Genomic DNA, 16,504 nt, shown 5'->3' on the forward strand with positions numbered 1-16,504 from the left:
CCCTGGCTTCGAGCCGGTGCGCCGGCTCCGGTATGGTAGGCCCGCTACCGGCCCATCCCAGTGACGAATCCCCTATGCGCAGCGCCCTCTACAACCTGCTGATCCTGCGTCTTACCTCGCAGTGGTATGCCGAGGTCATGCGGCGGCTGCCGGACGGGACGGCTCTGCTGGACGTGGGCATTGGCACCGCCGGTGCGCTGCTCGCCAATGCCGCCACGGCACGCGAGAAGGGGCTCGTCATCACGGGGATCGATATCGATGCCGACTACATCCAGCACGCCCGGCGAGCCCTGCGCGACTCGCCCCTGGCCGATAGAGCCGAGGCCCGACTCGAATCCATCTACGACCACACAGGTGGCCCGTACGACGCGATCTACTTCTCCGCCAGCTTCATGCTCCTGCCGGACCCCGAGGGCGCTCTGCGCCACTGCCGCAGCCTGCTGAAGCCGGAGGGGAAGGTCTTCTTCACCCAGACCTTCCAGACCCGCCCCTCCCGCTGGATGGAGCGCTTCAAGCCCCTGCTCAAGCGCATCACCACCATCGATTTCGGTCGCGTGACCTACGAAGAAGCGTTTCGGGAACAGGTGGCGGGGGCCGGGTTTGTGATCGACGAGTTCACCACACTCGGACGCCACGGGACGCGCGCCTCCGTCCTTGCCATCGCCCGACCCGCCAGCTCCGCCTGAAAGCACGCCGGTTCGCCGCCGAGGCTGGGACCTACCACTGTAGGAGGCGAGCCCTCTCGCCGATCGGGCATGTCCAGCGCCCCATCGCCCAGAGGGCTGGGCTCCTACGAGAGAAAGCGGCTGTGGCGGCGGGTGAACAATATGGGTGTCCTCTTTCTCGCTTCTCGGGAAGAAGGCGGGTGTCCTTTATGTTGCTTCACCTTCAAAAAAGTACATCTGTGCCCGTCCTCGTCGCTGCTTGACCCATTGGCTGTTATTTCGCAGGCTCGATGTCCATGTCTCGCGCGGTCGGACCGCAAGGAACTGCGTGGGCTTTCAGTCGTGGGGGTGCTGGCCCGGGTTCGAGCGGAGTGTAGAGCAGGCGCCGTTCGCGAATGCTTTTGTGCAAGGGTCTCACGGGCGCTCGCTGCTCGGGATATCGCCCGGCCGAGCGACCAACCGCGTGACGCCCGCCAGGACAGTGCATGACAGAGATGATCTCGCGTAAAGAGGAGGTAACAATGAAGCACTCTTTTGGCTTCGCACTAGTCGCAACGATCTCGTTGATCTCCGGCTCGGCGGCTGCGGAAGATGTCGTGGTGGTCGATCAATCGATTCTGAAGCAAGACGTTCTGGCGGCTCAGGACGCTTGGTGCGAGGCGCTTGTCGATATCAGTACCACCTATGCTGAAAGCGGGCATGAAGCCGCCAAGGCGCTCGCCGCAGACATCATCGACGAAGCATATGCCTACCAGATGGGCACGGTTCTCTTCAAACCCACGCTGGCACAGAAACCGGACACGTTCCGCATGACCCGGGAAGGTGCATTGTCGTACTTCGTGGGGGGCGATTCCTCTTTTCCTGACGACTCCGGGTTTGCTCTCGAGGCCTGGAAGGAGTGCGAACCACAGAATGCCGGAATCTTCATCGATGGCAAGAGCGCGATCACGATGGGGAAGGTGCATTTCGCGGACCAGGATGGAGAGGTTACAACCGTCGACAAGACCTGGGGTTTTGTGCGCGATGACGCCGGTGCATTGCGCATCAATCTGCATCACTCGTCGCTGGAGTATCAGCCGGATTAAGGGACTACTGGCCCGATGGAAAAGTGGGTGTCCTCTTTCATGATCGTGTAACCCGGATGAGGGATCGGCGGAATCGGCATACAGCGAACCCGTCCTTCAGGCTTCGGGCTTCCGTGCCAGCAACATGTAGTTGACGCTCATGGAGCGCGACAGCCACATCCGGCGGGAAAGCGGATTCACCTTGACTCCCGTCTGCGCCACGGGCTCCAGGCCGTCCCGCGCGAGCAGCGCCCTCGTTTCCCGCGGTGTGACAAAGCGCTTCCACTGATGGGTGCCCCGGGGCAGGATGCGGAACAGGTACTCGGCACCGACAATCGCCACCACGAACGAGACCGGATTGCGATTGATCGTGGCCACGAAGGTGTGGCCGCCGGCGCGCAGCATGCGGTTGACGCTCGCCATGAACGCGGGCAGGTCCGCCACATGCTCCACCACCTCCATGTTCAGGATCACGTCGAAGGTCTCGCCTCGTGCCGCGAGGGCTTCCGCGGTGTTCACTTCGTACTCGATATCCAGGCCCTGCTCCGCGGCATGAAGCCGAGCCGCGGCGATGTTCCGGTCGACGACGTCCACGCCCAGTACATTCGCGCCCAGGCGGGCCATGGCCTCGCTCAGCAGCCCGCCGCCACAGCCAATATCGAGGATGCGCAGGCCGTCCAGGGGGCGCTCGGCCTCCGCGTCCCGCCCGAGCGAGTGGCAGAGTTGGTCGCGGATGTAGTCACTGCGCAGGCCGTTCAGCACGTGCAGGGGCCAGAGTCTTCCATCCGGTTCCCACCACATCTCGGCCAGGGCGCGGTAGCGTTCCACCTCGGCGGGATCAACGGTTCGGTCGTGTTCCACATTCGGAGAAGTCATGGGCTGGGTCGCTCGCCATCGGCACAAAGGTCTCTATCCGACCACACGCTGCCAGTTTCGATCGCAGCGGCGGGCGCACCGAACGATCATGTACCCCTGATCACTCGCCATAGGCCTGAGCGATTCTGGGCCCGGTAGGCGCCTGCAAGCAGGCTCCCTCAGGATGCTTTTGGTGTCCCGGGGCGACCGGCAACCGCGCAGCGGTAAACGGCCCTTGGAAACAGGCGAGGTGACGTCAGAGAGTCCGGCTCTCCGCGGTCGTATTGGCCGGTTACCGGGGTCCAACCCTGTCATTGATCAGCACAACGGTCGGAACTTGCTGTGCCGTCGGGTCAACCAACGAGTTGAGGAAATCGCCATGGTCACCTAAAACACGGGTTAGGTGCGATCGCTCAACAGGTTGTCCAGCAGGAGAAAGCGTCATGAGTTGCCAGGAACATCCGAATCACGATCATGAACACGGACCCGGCTGCGGACACACCGCGGTGGAGCACAATGGACACGTGGATTACCTGCATGATGGCCATCTCCACCACCCGCATGGCGACCATGTTGATGAGCATGTCATCGAGGTGAGCGAAACGAACCCCGATCACTGCACCCCGGACCATCAGTGCCAAGGTCACGACCCGAATCACGTGCACGGTCCCGGCTGCGGCCACGAGCCCGTTCCGCACGGGGACCACGTCGACTACCTGGTAGACGGCCACCTGCATCACCCCCATGGTGACCACTGCGACGACCACGGACCCCTCAAGGTCGTCGCATCGGGGACCTGACTCGCGCCATCCGGGCCACCTTCGCGATGCGGCACCGCGTCGCCGTGCATGCGTTTGACCTTACCTTGGTCCGGCCCCGTCATGCCCGCGATATTCCGTCATTGCGAGGTCTCGCAGAGACCGCGGCAATCTGCCGGACCGTTCCGAGAGGTAGCTGTTCGCTCGGTACCGTAGGTGGCCCTTGTGACCGACCGCAATGATCGACGAGCCAAGGCACAAGGTCAGATCCTGGTTTTCGTCCCCGTGTGGCCGGAACAGAGCCCCTCGGAATCCGAGCCCCCCTTTGCGCCAAAGTTGGCCGGGCAGGGCAACAGGCAAGGTCTGACCCCGTGTCCGCGCCGGTTCGTCGCCGAGGCTGGGGCCTGCCCACAGTAGGAGGCGAGCCCTCTCGCCGATCGGGTGTGTCCGGCTCACCATCGCCCAGAGGGCTGGGCTCCTACAAGAAAAACAAGAAAAAGGGCTGGGGCGGTGTGCGCGCAAGATGGGCGACCTCTTCCGCTAACGCGGCGGTCTGCTCAATCTGAAGGCAGACCCCGGGCCCTCCTGCGACTGAAGACACCACCGCACCGTGCGCTAGAACTCGATGTCGTAGCGCAGCTCTTCGTCCGGCTGACGCAGGAAGTTGCCCTGCACCAGGTCGATCTGCGATTGCCACAGCAGGGCCAGGCCGTCCACATCCTCCACATAGGCCGCCATGGTGCGTGCGCCGCTGGCCCGGGCGATGTTCAGCAGCGGCTCCAGGCGCGCGAGCTTGTCGGCGGCATCGTGCAGCCCGTGGGTCAGTGGACGCGCGACCTTCACGTAGTCGGGCTGCAGGCTGCGCAGTAGCTGCGCCGGCTGTTCGCTGGAGAGTCCGAAGTGCTCCACGGCCACTCCGACATGGATATCGCGCAGTGTCCCAATGACCCGTTCGGCCTGCTGTAGGTCCGCCACGATGTCTTCCTCCGCCAGCTGCAGTACCAGCGCTCGGGCTGGCAAGGCCGCCTGGGCGAGGATGCGCCCGAGCCAACCTGCCAGGTCCTTGTCGCGCAGCGACCCGCGCGACAGTTTGACGAAGAACACCGAGTCCGGATGGGTGCGCAGTCGTGCGCCCAGGATGTCCACTGCGTTGGCCAGCACCCAGCGGTCCAGCGCCCGGTCGAGGTCCAGGTGTCCGGCCATGTTGACGAACGGGCCGGGTAATTGGGTGTGGCCTTCCGGATCGCGAATCCGGAGCAGCACTTCGTAGCGCTCCGTGTTGTCGGAGCCGGCGATGTTGGCGATCGGCTGATACACCAGAAAAAGGCGGTGCTCGTGAATCGCCCGAGTGATCACCTGGCGCCAGTGCTGCTGCTGGGCGGCACCGCACTCCGGCGTGATCAGCGCCGGGTCCAGCTGGATACGGTTTCCGCCCTCCCGGCGGGCCTGCGCACAAAGCGCCAGAGACTGGTCCACTGCATCTGCCGCGGGTATGTCGGCCAGTGCCGTGATCCCGATGCTCAGGCCCGGGTACGGCGCGTGGCTCGGGGCACCATGCGGCGCCGGGACCTTCGCATAAAGGGCATCGCCCCAGCCTGACAGGGCTTCCGCGTCGGCTCGGTTCAGCAGCACGAGGGTCGCGTTCTCGCTGAATCGGGTGATGCGCTCGCCCGCGGCCAGGCCTGACGCGATTCGCCCCAGCAGGCGACGCTGAAGCAGCGAGAAACCGGCCACTCCCTGTTCCCGGATCAGACTTGAGGCCTCGTCCCATTCGACGCAGGCGAGGGCGACGATTCCGGGCTGAGTGGCCAGCCCCGCTCGCCAGTGGTCCAGCAGGGGCGCCAGGTCGCCGGAGCGCAGGGTGGCGGGGGCCCGCCCGGCCCGACGACGTCGGCGGCAGAGGCGCGCCTCGGCGCGGACACGCGCGGGCGCCGCCTCCGGCGATATGTGCGCAAGCCGAGGGCCCGGCTCGGCTCCAGGGCCTTCTGGTGGCGTCAGCAGAACGCGCGGGATGTCGAACAGCGATGGGTCCTGATCAAGGGAGCGGGACAGGGCCGCGGCCTGACCGGGCGTGATGTCCACGTCGATCACAATGGCCTCGGGCAGGCTCTCCAGGGCTTGGCCCGGCACATCGTCCTCCGGCAAGAGACGCTGGATGTCGAGTGCCGGGGCCTCCTGCAGGGCGCGGGTCGGGGAGACCGACTGCCCGGTGGTGACCAGCATGATCCGCAGCGGATCCCATGGGCTGGAGTCGACCAGGCCCTCCAGTGTCGCGGCGATCTCGGAGGGAATCGTGGGCATCGACAGGACCGCGTCCCAGTCATCGATCGTGGTTGGCTGTTCCCCGACCTGGGAAGCTTGCAGGATCAGGATATTGGGCAACGCTGCATCGTCATCCGGTGTTGGCGGGCCCGGCGGCGCCGCCAGGACGACGCGTGCATGAGGAGTCGCTGTCGATTCGGCATGCACCGCCTCCTGCAGGCTGGCGAAGGCGTCCACCCGAAAGCCACAGGCCACCAGTTGCAGTGCCAGTTCGTCGCGTTCCGCGCCGGCCGGCCCGAGCAACTGGACCCGCAGTCGGTCGGGAACCGGAGTCGGCATACTGTCGGGCTCCGGAGCCGCCGGGAGCCCCTCCGACGCGGCGAGATCGTCCGGAAGCGTCCCCTGCAGGCGCAGGATCAGGGCGCCAATGGTCTCCTGCTCGTTGGAGTTGGGAGGCAGCGGGCTTTGCAGATGCTGGGCCACACGCTCGTCAATGCGCCGTGCGGTGTTCAGCGCTTCCTTCAGCGCCGTCCCGGCCAGCCCTCCGGCGATCACCCGGGTCAGCGCGCGGATCTCCCCCAGGTCCACATGGCGGCAGCCACGCTGCCGGATCATGTACCACCGGTCGGCCAGGTCGGCGACCATCCGTGGCAGGCCCCGGACAAACTCCCGGCTGGTGGTGTTATCGGATGGAGTTGGAGAGGACTTCGCCTGCGGGGTGCTGCCGGAAACATCGGCCATGTGATTCGAAGTCCTCTTGGAATGTGTCTTGTGAACTATAGACAACCCTTGCACGCATGGTTGAGTTTTTTGGTACTGCCTCGACCCATTAGCGGCCTGCGCCGGAATCCAGCCTCCAGCGAAACGGCGATACCGCCCCAAAGCGCTTGCGCCTGTGCGTCATCGAGGCTGGGGTTTACCCACTGTAGGAGGCGAGCCCTCTCGCCGAGCGGGCATGTCCAATGCCACATCGCCCAGAGGGCTGGGCTCCTACAAGAGAAAAGGGCTGTGGCGCCATGTGAACAAGACGGGTGTCCTCTTTCTCGTCCTCAAGCGGCGATACCGCCCCAAAGCGCTTGCGCCTGTGCGTCATCGAGGCTGGGGCTTACCCACTGTAGGAGCCGAGCCCTCTCGCCGAGCGGGCATGTCCAGTGCCCCATCGCCCAGAGGGCTGGGCTCCTACAAGAGAAAAGGGCTGTGGCGCCATGTGAACAAGACGGGTGTCCTCTTTCTCGTCCTCAAGCGGCGATACCGCCCCAAAGCGCTTGCGCCTGTGCGTCATCGAGGCTGGGGTTTACCCACTGTAGGAGGCGAGCCCTCTCGCCGATCGGGCGTGTCCAGTGCCGCATCGCCCAGAGGGCTGAGCTACTACGAGAGAAAGGGGCTGTGGCGGCATGTGAACAAGATGGGTGTCCACTTTCGCATGCTTCCAGCCATGTTTGGCGATTGAATCACCCCCAATAATTGGTCTATTCTCGTACTGAATTACCGTACGGTTCGGAGCGACCATGGAAACAGTAAGCGTCAACCGGTTTCGTGAGAACCTGAAGGCCTTTGTCGAGGAAGCGGTATCCACGCACACCCCGCTCAAGGTGACGCGGCGCGCGGGTGAAGCCTTCGTAGTGATGAGCGCGGATGACTGGGAGCGGGAGCAGGAAACGCTCTATGTGCTTCAGAACTCCAGCTTGATGCAGCAGATTGCGGACTCCGCCGCCACCCATCGGAAGGGAGACGGTTATCGACCCACGGAAGGGGAGATCGATGAGATCACTGGTATTCGAGGGTAATACCTGGGCCGCGTACGAAACGCTCCGGGAGCGCGACCCAAAGCTGCATCGAGCCCTGCGCCGGATCCTGAAGGAGATGCTCCGGAACGACCCGGCCACCGGAACCGGGAAGCCGGAACCCCTCCGGCATTCGCTCTCGGGCTTCTGGTCCCGACGTCTCTCCGCCCGGGACCGACTGATCTACCGCTTCGACGATCAAGCCATCTATATCTTCGCGATCGGGGGCCATTACGACGCGTTGTGATTCTTGCCCAGGTTGCCCTTCCCCGGAGGCCGAGGGATTACGGGTGTTCGTGCTCTGCTCCGGAGCCCAGCCAGAAGTCCAGGCGTTTGGCCAGAAACTCCTGCCCGCTCATGTAGTGGGACCCGTCACAGGAGAAGTTGAGGCCAACCATGCCGTTGAAGATATTGAGGGAGCCGGAGCGCAGGTAGATCGTGTCGTCCATGAAGCGCAGCTCACGGAAGGTACGGAACACCGCTGCTACCTGCTCCGTGGAGAGTAATGCCTCCTCGGGGTAGGACCGCTGAGGATAGGCGAGACAGATCCCGGGATCCGTGAGGTCCTCGTAGTCCAGCAAGCGGTAGCGGAATGGATCGTCGCGCAGCCACAAGGTGGCCCGGGAACTGGAGAAATGCAGCTTGCCGTGGAATACACCGTGGGCGGCCACCAGCTCAGTCAGGAGGTCCAGTACCTCGTCGATACGGGTGTCGAGCGGGCTGTCCACCCGATGCTGGTTGAACAGGCCCCCGCGGATCGCTGGATCCCCCTTGAGCTGCATCCATTGGTCCGGCTGCTGATAGAGGTCGCGGGTCAGGGGCAGCTCCCGCAGGTCGAAGTCCGCCCCCAGGAACCCCAGCAGTGTGCCGTCGCTTTGAGTCAGCCGTTGCACGGCCGTCAGGGTAGGGCGGCGCCGGTTGCGGCTGATATAGGCCGACGACATGGAGAACTCGGCACCGGCCAGGGCATCGGCCACGTAGGGCCGGGCGCTGCGATCCCGCCCGGCCTGGTCTGGCAAGGGGCCTTCCGGGGATACGTTGGCGGTCACCTGGTGAGCGCGATGATCGAGCACATAGAGGTACTTGCAGGACGGCAGCGCGCCCAGAGCCACCGCGAGTCGCTGCTCCAGGGCCTCGCGATCACCCCATCTCTCGGCACAGGGGGTCACCAGCCGCGCCAGTGCGGTCGACAGTTGCCCCTGGAGCAGCAGTCGCTGCCGGGCCACCGCCGTCATTGTCGCTTCACTCATGGCCTTCGCTCGGAGGATACCGTTGGGAACGCGCCCGCCAGGCGCGGAAGTCTCGCGAGGGTGCCGCAGGACCGGCGGTGGCGCAACAACCGACTCGATGCATCCTGTGGTCGGATAGCGCCAGGCCGTTGGGTGTGTCGCCATTAAGGCCTTTCAGTGGCGTCTTGATGGGAATGCTCGTCGAGACAGCTACCACAACGCGGCGCGCGTTCAACAGCTCCAGGCCCGCCCTCTGGCCGAGACAGCGGCAAAAGACAAGCGCTGACCCTATGGACAAAAGGCAAGGCCTGACCGCGGAGCCCCTTGTAGGAGGCGAGCCCCCTCGCCGATCAGACGTGCCCAATGCCCCATCGCCCAGAGGGCTGGGCTCCTACGAGAGAAGGGGCTGTGGCGGCATTTGAACAAGGCGGGTGTCCTCTTTTCCGGTGTTCCGGATGGGCGATCATCTCGAAACCGCGCAGGGGCTATCCGGGATCGTGTAGCCGGGTTACTCGTAGTGGCTCCATAAACGAATCACCTTGACGACTCCCTCGTCTTCAAGCACCTGGTACACAAGCCGGTGTTGAATATTGATGCGCCGCGAGTACGCGCCGGAGAGATCACCCACCAGCTTCTCGAATGGTGGGGGCTTTCGATACGGATCTTCCGCGATCAACGTCAGCAGTTCCTGTGCTTTCGGCTTCAGGCCGCTGGCCGCCAGCTTCTTCGCATCCTTTTGGGCCTGCCGGGTGTAGACCAACTTCCATGTCACCAATCCAGCTCCTCGTGGCATTCATCCGCCGGAGTATCCATCCCCTCGCGGATCGACTCGCGCATACCCGGCACCGATAGCAGGTACAGGGTCTCCTGAATGGCCGACCAGTCCGACTCGGATAGCAGGACCGCGTTGTTCCGCTTGCCGGTGATCACAATCGGCTCGTGGGATTCCGCCGTTTCGTCGATCAGCCGGTAGAGGTTGCTGCGCGCCTCTGTAGCCGTAATTCCCGTCATGGCGCACCTCGCAAGTGTGTGGGCTTCGACCAAGAGTACGCCTTGGCGTACGTCCCGTAAACCGTACGGGTATTCCGTCACCGCCAGCAACCGCAGCAACCGTTCGGATCGTTCCAGGAATTGTCATTTCGCCCAGCTTGGAAGGTCATCCCGGAAACCGCGCAACGGTTATCCGGGATCTCGGACACCGAGGCAGGAGCGGACGCCGGCTCTCCCCTTGCTGCGGCCGGGATGACGAGGGGCTCCCACAGGGGGAGACGGGCAACAGTGGAGTGATGTATTTGGGTGGGGTTAGTGGGTTGGGAGGCAGTCGGGCAGGGATTGTTCGAACGAGTGAGGGGTGATGCCGAGGTCGGCGAAGGCGCCGAGGGTGGGGTTGGCGATGTTGTCCTGTTGCATCAGGTAGAGCTGATCGCGCGTCAGGGGTGGGTTGGGGAGTAGCGATCCCACGGCGGCTAGGGCGTGCCAGAGGATGAATGGAATGGGCAGCATGGGGCGTTTGCGGCCCAGGTGCGTGAGGACCAGGCTCACGATCTGGCGATAGTTGAGGATGTCCGGGCCGCCGAGTTCGTAGATGGGGTGTGTGGGCGGCTCGTCTGCGCACAGGCGGGCGAGGGCGCGGGCGATGTCGCTGACGTGTACCGGTTGCAGGCGGGTGGTGCCGCGGCCGAACAGGGGTATTACGGGCAGGGGCGCGAGGCCGGCGAGGTTGCGCACAAAGGCGTCGCCCGGGCCGAAGAGTACGCTGGGGCGCACGACGATGGCGTTGGGGAATTCGCGGAGGACGGCGGCTTCGCCTTGCGCTCGGGCGCGGATGTACGACGAGGGCGAGCGGCTGTCGGCGCCGATGCCGGAGACCTGCACGACGCGCTCCAGGGCCGCGTTCCGGGCGGCACGGGCGAGGCGCGCGGCGCCTTCGACGTGGATGGAGGTGAAGCGCAGGTCGCGTTGCTCCACGTACAGGCTGACGGCGTTGATAACACCCTTGGCATCTTCCACGGCGCGGGCGACATCGGCATCGTCCCGGATGTCGGCGCGGCAGTGCTCCACTCGGGGGTGATCTTGCAGAGAATCGGGTAGTACGGGGCGGCGCGAGGCGATGCGCACGGTGTGCCCGGCGTCGAGCAGTGCGTGCACCGTGGCGCGGCCGAGAAAGCCGGTGCCGCCGAATACCGTGATCAGGTTCGGGCGCATGATGAGCCCCCTCCAGGCAAATCCGATCGTTACGGGGTGTGGATGCTTGTCGATCCGACTGACAGATGGCCTATAGGTAAGACTGGCGTGTAGGGAGAATGATCCCGGTGGGGTATGGAAGAAGAGGGGTGTCCTCTTTCCTGTTCAAGAGCCTTCTGCTCACCCCCGGAAGTCAGGTTCGCTTACCCATACGCTGGTGTTGGTCCGCACACTGCAGGAGTAGGGAGTGACTGGATGAAGACGATTCTTTTTGCCTGGAACCCAAGAAAGTGGGTCTGGGATGAGCTTCCCCGGGCGGTTGTTCGGGCGAACCAGGAAGGTTCTTACAGAGATGAATGGAGCTGTGGAGTAACCAAGAACGTTCAGCCTGGAGACCGCGCGTTTCTGATTCGGCTGGGTGAGTCACCCAAGGGTTTGATCGGGTCGGGTATCGTGCTGTCGAGTCCGCGCGAAAGGCATCACTGGGATGCAGAGCGGCGTGCGAAAGGCGATACCGCCAACGTTGTGGAGATCGAGTTTGATGTTCTGAGTGAACAGCCTGTGGTGGACGAGGCTGAACTCCGCTCAAAACCGCTTGATGCTCAGGACTGGTTTCCCCAGGCCTCCGGCGTGACGATAGCGAGCGACGTGGCTGAGGTGCTGGAAGCTCGCTGGGCAGAGCGCGCGCAGCGCCCTGCATATTCGGCATCGATGGGCGTGGTGGAAGGGAAGAGGCTATTGACCGTGGCGACGCGGTACGAGCGTAACCCAGAAGCGCGGCGGAAATGTCTGGAGCACTATGGGCTGACTTGCCAGGCCTGTGGGATGTCCTTCGAAGAGCGATATGGGCCCATCGCAAAGGACCTAATTGAGGTTCACCACAACGTTCGCCTGTCCGACATCGGGAAGGAATATACCGTCGATCCTGTCCATGACCTCATTCCGCTGTGCCCTAACTGTCACGCGGTGGTGCATAGGCAAGTACCGCCGCTTGCCGTGGACGAACTGAAGAAGCTCATCAAGGCGCGGATGGGTGCGTAGCCTGACGGGCGCTCTTGGGCCTGCGGCCGCAATTGTTACCGTCACATAGCAGGGTTGTGGGTGGCCGATAAGGCGGCTGTCGTTCCTCTGTTCGCCGCGTGCCTTCGTTTGCTGCAACAATGTCCCCATCACTGGGGCTTGGTGCCCGGCATGGAAGAACGAACAGGGGAGCAGGGCTTGAACACGGAGAATCATTCAGAGACCGCCGCGTGGATCTGGTCGGTGGCGGATCTGCTGCGCGGTGACTTCAAGCAGTCGCAGTACGGGCGGGTGATCCTGCCGTTCACGCTGCTGCGACGGCTGGAATGCGTGCTGGAGCCGACCAAGGATGGCGTGCTGGCTGCTGCCAAGGAGCACGAGAACAAGTCGGAGACGGTCCGCGAGCAGTTTCTGCTGCGCGAGGCGGATCAGCCGTTTTTCAACACCTCGCCGCTGTCGCTCGCGAGTCTGTCGGACACGCAGACGGCCGAGGACCTGATGAGCTACATCGAGTCCTTCAGCAAGGACGCCCGCGAGATCTTCGACCACTTCCACTTCGAGGACTACGTCGAGCAGCTCGCCAGCAACAACCTGCTGTACCAGGTGGTGCAACGCTTCTCCGCCATCGACCTGCGCCCGGCTCGGATCTCCAACTTCGGTATGGGGCTGGTGTTCGAGGAGCTGATCCGCAAGTTCGCGGAGAGCTCCAACGAGACCGCCGGGGAGCACTTCACCCCGCGTGACGTGGTTCACCTGACCACCTCGCTGGTGCTCACCGGGCAGGACCACAAGCTCCAGCCGCACGGCATCGTCACCGTCTACGACCCGACCTGCGGAACCGGCGGCTTCCTGTCCGAGAGCGAGGAGTATATCCAGCAGATCAGCCAGGATGTCAGCGTGTCCCTGCACGGGCAGGAGCTGAACCCCGAGTCCTACGCCATCTGCAAGGCGGACATGCTCATCAAGGGCCAGGACGTCGAGAACATCAAGCTCGGCAACACCCTGTCGGACGACCAGCACGCGGACGAGCACTTCGACTACATGCTCGCCAATCCGCCGTTCGGCGTGGAGTGGAAGAAGGTCCAGAAGCAGGTGGTGGACGAGCACCAGCACAACGGCTTCAACGGCCGCTTCGGCCCCGGCCTGCCGCGCGTGTCCGACGGTTCGCTGCTGTTCCTGCTGCACCTGGTCAGCAAGATGCGGGACCCGCGCGAGGGTGGCTCGCGCATCGGCATCATCCTCAACGGCTCTCCGCTGTTCACCGGCGGGGCCGGTAGTGGCGAGTCCGAGATCCGCCGCTACCTGCTGCAGCACGACATGGTGGAGGCCATCATCGGTCTGCCCACCGACATGTTCTACAACACCGGCATCGCCACCTACATCTGGGTGCTGAACAACAACAAGTCGGCCGAGCGCCGCGGCCGCGTACAGCTCATCGACGCCACCGAGCGCTACGCCAAGATGCGCAAGTCGCTCGGCTCCAAACGCCAGTTCATCGACGACGCCAATATCGATGCCATCGTGCGCAGCTACGGCGCCTTCGAAGAGAGCGACAAGAGCAAGATCTTCCCGAACGAGGCCTTCGGCTACCGCCGCATTACGGTCGAACGACCGCTGCGCCTGAATTTTCAGGCCAGCCCCGAGCGCATCGAACGCATGCTGGCCGAAAAGCCGATCCAGAAGCTGGACGAGACCACCCGCCTGGGCGTGCAGGCCGCCTGCGAGCGCCTGGACGCCGAGCGCGTATACACCAACCGCGAGGCCTTCCTGCAAGACCTGAAGGCCCAGTTGAAGGCGCTGGACGTGAAGCTGCCCGCCACCGCGCTGAAGGCCGTGTGGAACGGCCTGAGCGAACGCGACCCGGAAGCCGACATCTGCACCGACAGGAAGGGCCACCCGGAACCGGACAGCGACCTGCGCGACACCGAGAACGTCCCGCTGGGAGAGCACGTGTTCGAGTACTTCGAACGCGAGGTGAAACCGCACGTCCCCGACGCCTGGATCGACCAGGACAAGCGCGACGAGCAGGACGGCGAAATCGGCATCGTCGGCTTCGAGATCCCCTTCAACCGCCACTTCTACGTGTTCCAGCCCCCGCGGCCGCTGGAAGAGATCGATGCCGACCTGAAGGCCGTCACCACCCGCATCAAGCAGATGATCGAGGAGCTGTCGGCGTGAGTTTCCCGAAGTATCCCGAGTACAAGGACTCCGGCGTCGAATGGCTGGGCGAGGTGCCGGCGCATTGGGCCCTTTCAAGAGTAAAATATGATTCTCACGTGAAAGCCCGTATTGGCTGGCATGGGCTTACCAGTGATGAATTTACAGAAGTGGGTCCGTATCTTGTGACAGGGAGTGACTTCAAAGGGAAGTCTGTTTGTTGGTCGGAATGTTATCATTGCACTGAGGAGCGGTACGCCCAAGACCCTCATATCCAGCTGAAAGAAGGCGATCTTCTAATAACCAAAGATGGAACTATTGGTAAGTTGATTCTGGTTGAAGGGCTTCCTGGTAAGGCCACCCTAAATAGTGGTATTTTTGTTGTTCGCCCGCTGAAAGAAAAATACTCGACTCGATTCTATTATTGGTTGCTACAGTCTCGTGTTTTTAAGGACTATATCGGCATACACAGAACTGGTAGCACGATCCTTCACTTGTATCAGGAGACATTCGAGAATCTTGCCTATGCGCTGCCGCCGGTTACTGAGCAGACGCGTATAGTTGCCTTCCTTGATAACGAGACTGGGAAGATCGATACGCTGATCGAGGAACAGCGGCGACTGGTCGAGCTGCTGAAGGAGAAGCGGCAGGCGGTGATCTCCCACGCCGTCACCAAGGGCCTTGACCCCAACGTGCCCATGAAGGACTCCGGCGTCGACTGGCTGGGCGAGGTGCCCGCGCATTGGGAGATTCGGAAGCTGTCTACCGTTACGGAAAAGATTACGAATGGATATGTTGGGCCGACGCGGGATATTTTCGTCAGTGAAGGGGTTCCCTATCTTCAGTCCCTTCATATCAAGAATAATCAGATCGTTTTTTCACCCAAGTATTTCGTGTCTGAAGAGTGGAGTCGCCTTCACCATAAATCGATATTGCGGGCAGGGGATGTCCTGATTGTGCAGACTGGTGATATTGGCCAGGTGGCGGTGGTCACTAAGGAGTTTACAGGTTCGAACTGCCACGCATTGATCGTCGTGTCACCAGTTTCCGAGTTTTTATATGGGGTATGGCTATCTTGGGTATTGAACTCGGATTATGGCTATAACTCCCTGCTTTCTATAAAGACAGGAGCTCTACATCCTCACCTTAATTGCGGGTACGTGAAAGATGTTTATGTACCTCTTCCGCCACTTGGGGAGCAATATGATTTGGTCGGTCATATAGAACGTGAGTTAGAGAGTTTTTCGGGCCTAATATCTGAAGCAGAAAAGGCCAAGTATTTGCTTCAGGAAAGGCGATCAGCCCTGATCTCCGCCGCCGTCACCGGCAAGATCGATGTCCGCGGCTGGTCGGCCGGGGCCGAGACGAAAGAGCCGGAACTGGCGATGGTCGCCGAGGAGTCAGCGGGGTATTCGGCGCGAGGCGGTGCGGCATGAGCCAGGGCCGCAGCATCCGCCTGTTCCTGGTGGACGGTACGCCGCACGGGCTGCTGACGGCGGAGATCATGAACTGGACCGGGCATGTGCTTACCGGGCCGCGCGGCAAGCTGAGCGAGCTGGTGCAGCGTCCGGAGTGCGGCCGCACCGGCGTGTACTTTCTGGTCGGGCCGGATGCGGAAAACAGCGCGCGCCCGCAGGTGTACATCGGCGAATCGGATGATGTCGGCAAGCGACTCAAGCAGCACAACCGCACCGAGGAACAGGGCGGCAAGGACTTCTGGGAGAAGGTCTGCCTGATCACCAGCAAGGACCAGAACCTGACCAAGGCCCATGTGAAGTACCTGGAGAGCCTGCTGATCCAGCAGGCCCAGCGCGTGGGCCGCTGCACTCTGGTCAACGGGACCCGCCACGACTACATCGGCCTGCCCGAGGCCGACCAGGCCGACATGGCCTTCTTCCTGGAACAGATCCGTACCGTGCTCCCTGTACTCGGCTTCGAGTTCCTGCGCGATGCGAGCCGGCCGCCTTCCCACGAATTGAAGGATGGCGCAGCGACAAGTGCCGCGGATGTTTCGGAATCCCCCCGGTTCCGCCTGTCCCTGCCCAAGCACGGCATAACCGCATTCGGGCAGGAGGCGGAGGGTGAGTTCTTTGTGCTGGAAGGCTCAATTGCGCGGTCGGAGTGGGTGGGCCCCGCCCACGGCTATCAACGCCTGCATCAGCAGCTCTGTGAGGAAGGCGTGGTCGTGGGAGGCGAGGATGGACTGCTGCGGTTTACCCGCGACTACGCCTTTTCCAGCCCAAGTGCCGCTGCGGCTATGGTGAGTGGACGAACAGCCAATGGCCGCGCTGAATGGAAGCGGGAGGACACCGGCCAGTCCTACGGGGAGTGGCAGGACCAGTTGGTTAGCGAAGTGGCCGGAGCCGACGGGGACGAGCCTTAACAACAGAGAGCATCATGGCAGGCAGAGGAAGCATTTCTTCTTCGTGCCAGCGCGGAATCTGGATGGGTGGCGGGGCCGACCGGGACCAAATGGTCAAAGTCGGGCCAGACCTCAGGGAGAAAGAAGTATTCTTCTCCGCGACG

15 protein-coding genes are annotated in these 16,504 nt (G+C 62.9%); 8 read left to right on the top strand and 7 right to left on the bottom strand.

The genetic code is table 11. From position 1 onward, the window contains the following. Window positions 1–74 precede the first annotated feature (74 nt). Window positions 75–686, top strand: a complete 612-nt coding sequence (locus F467_RS0108650) for a bifunctional 2-polyprenyl-6-hydroxyphenol methylase/3-demethylubiquinol 3-O-methyltransferase UbiG (RefSeq protein ID WP_018139712.1) — start codon at window positions 75–77, stop codon at window positions 684–686. Window positions 687–1,150: 464 nt separating this feature from the next. Continuing rightward, window positions 1,151–1,750, top strand: coding sequence for a hypothetical protein (locus tag F467_RS0108655; protein WP_018139713.1), 600 nt, complete (start codon window positions 1,151–1,153; stop codon window positions 1,748–1,750). Between the two features lie 96 nt (window positions 1,751–1,846). Here F467_RS0108655 and ubiG read toward each other — a convergent pair whose 3' ends face one another. The 3 genes from ubiG to F467_RS0108670 form a co-directional block, all read right to left on the bottom strand. Further along, a complete protein-coding gene (ubiG, locus tag F467_RS0108660; RefSeq protein ID WP_018173895.1) occupies window positions 1,847–2,605 on the bottom strand; it encodes a bifunctional 2-polyprenyl-6-hydroxyphenol methylase/3-demethylubiquinol 3-O-methyltransferase UbiG in 759 nt (252 codons plus the stop codon). Window positions 2,606–2,997: 392 nt separating this feature from the next. Next, a complete protein-coding gene (locus F467_RS0108665; protein ID WP_018139715.1) occupies window positions 2,998–3,351 on the bottom strand; it encodes a hypothetical protein in 354 nt (117 codons plus the stop codon). Window positions 3,352–3,957: 606 nt separating this feature from the next. Continuing rightward, window positions 3,958–6,249 (bottom strand): EAL domain-containing protein, encoded by a 2,292-nt coding sequence (locus F467_RS0108670; protein ID WP_018139716.1) that lies wholly within the window; start codon window positions 6,247–6,249, stop codon window positions 3,958–3,960. 863 nt (window positions 6,250–7,112) lie between these two features. Here F467_RS0108670 and F467_RS0108675 point away from each other — a divergent pair. Next, the gene (locus F467_RS0108675) at window positions 7,113–7,391 is read left to right on the top strand and encodes a type II toxin-antitoxin system Phd/YefM family antitoxin (RefSeq protein WP_018139190.1); all 279 of its coding nucleotides are present in this window, start codon (window positions 7,113–7,115) and stop codon (window positions 7,389–7,391) included. Further along, window positions 7,366–7,635, top strand: a complete 270-nt coding sequence (locus tag F467_RS0108680) for a Txe/YoeB family addiction module toxin (protein ID WP_018875306.1) — start codon at window positions 7,366–7,368, stop codon at window positions 7,633–7,635. Before F467_RS0108675 ends, F467_RS0108680 begins: the two co-directional genes overlap by 26 nt. Before the next feature lie 37 nt (window positions 7,636–7,672). On the opposite strand, the gene F467_RS0108685 is transcribed toward F467_RS0108680, so the two are convergent. The 4 genes from F467_RS0108685 to F467_RS0108700 all read right to left on the bottom strand — a co-directional run bounded on the left by F467_RS0108685 (window position 7,673) and on the right by F467_RS0108700 (window position 10,822). Then, the gene (locus tag F467_RS0108685) at window positions 7,673–8,623 is read right to left on the bottom strand and encodes a PDC sensor domain-containing protein (RefSeq protein ID WP_018139192.1); all 951 of its coding nucleotides are present in this window, start codon (window positions 8,621–8,623) and stop codon (window positions 7,673–7,675) included. A gap of 502 nt (window positions 8,624–9,125) precedes the next feature. Continuing rightward, window positions 9,126–9,389, bottom strand: a complete 264-nt coding sequence (locus F467_RS0108690; RefSeq protein ID WP_018139193.1) for a Txe/YoeB family addiction module toxin — start codon at window positions 9,387–9,389, stop codon at window positions 9,126–9,128. Continuing rightward, on the bottom strand, window positions 9,386–9,628 hold the full coding sequence (locus F467_RS0108695; protein WP_018139194.1) for a type II toxin-antitoxin system Phd/YefM family antitoxin: 243 nt from the start codon (window positions 9,626–9,628) through the stop codon (window positions 9,386–9,388). The genes F467_RS0108690 and F467_RS0108695 overlap by 4 nt, the downstream gene beginning before the upstream one ends. A 291-nt stretch (window positions 9,629–9,919) precedes the next feature. Then, on the bottom strand, window positions 9,920–10,822 hold the full coding sequence (locus tag F467_RS0108700) for a complex I NDUFA9 subunit family protein (protein ID WP_018139195.1): 903 nt from the start codon (window positions 10,820–10,822) through the stop codon (window positions 9,920–9,922). Window positions 10,823–11,056: 234 nt separating this feature from the next. Here F467_RS0108700 and F467_RS0108705 point away from each other — a divergent pair, with 234 nt between their 5' ends. From F467_RS0108705 to F467_RS0108720, 4 genes are all read left to right on the top strand, one after another. Beyond that, window positions 11,057–11,842, top strand: a complete 786-nt coding sequence (locus tag F467_RS0108705) for an HNH endonuclease (RefSeq protein WP_018139196.1) — start codon at window positions 11,057–11,059, stop codon at window positions 11,840–11,842. Window positions 11,843–12,019: 177 nt separating this feature from the next. Continuing rightward, the gene (locus tag F467_RS0108710; RefSeq protein ID WP_018139197.1) at window positions 12,020–13,999 is read left to right on the top strand and encodes a class I SAM-dependent DNA methyltransferase; all 1,980 of its coding nucleotides are present in this window, start codon (window positions 12,020–12,022) and stop codon (window positions 13,997–13,999) included. Further along, entirely contained in the window at window positions 13,996–15,414 is a 1,419-nt protein-coding gene (locus F467_RS0108715) for a restriction endonuclease subunit S (protein ID WP_231362278.1), read from the top strand. Before F467_RS0108710 ends, F467_RS0108715 begins: the two co-directional genes overlap by 4 nt. Further along, window positions 15,411–16,361: a GIY-YIG nuclease family protein gene (locus F467_RS0108720; RefSeq protein ID WP_018139199.1), complete on the top strand. Its 951-nt coding sequence runs from the start codon at window positions 15,411–15,413 to the stop codon at window positions 16,359–16,361. Before F467_RS0108715 ends, F467_RS0108720 begins: the two co-directional genes overlap by 4 nt. The last annotated feature ends 143 nt before the right edge of the window (window positions 16,362–16,504 follow it).

The organism is Thioalkalivibrio sp. ALJ12 (genome assembly GCF_000378305.1).
GTDB lineage: Bacteria > Pseudomonadota > Gammaproteobacteria > Ectothiorhodospirales > Ectothiorhodospiraceae > Thioalkalivibrio.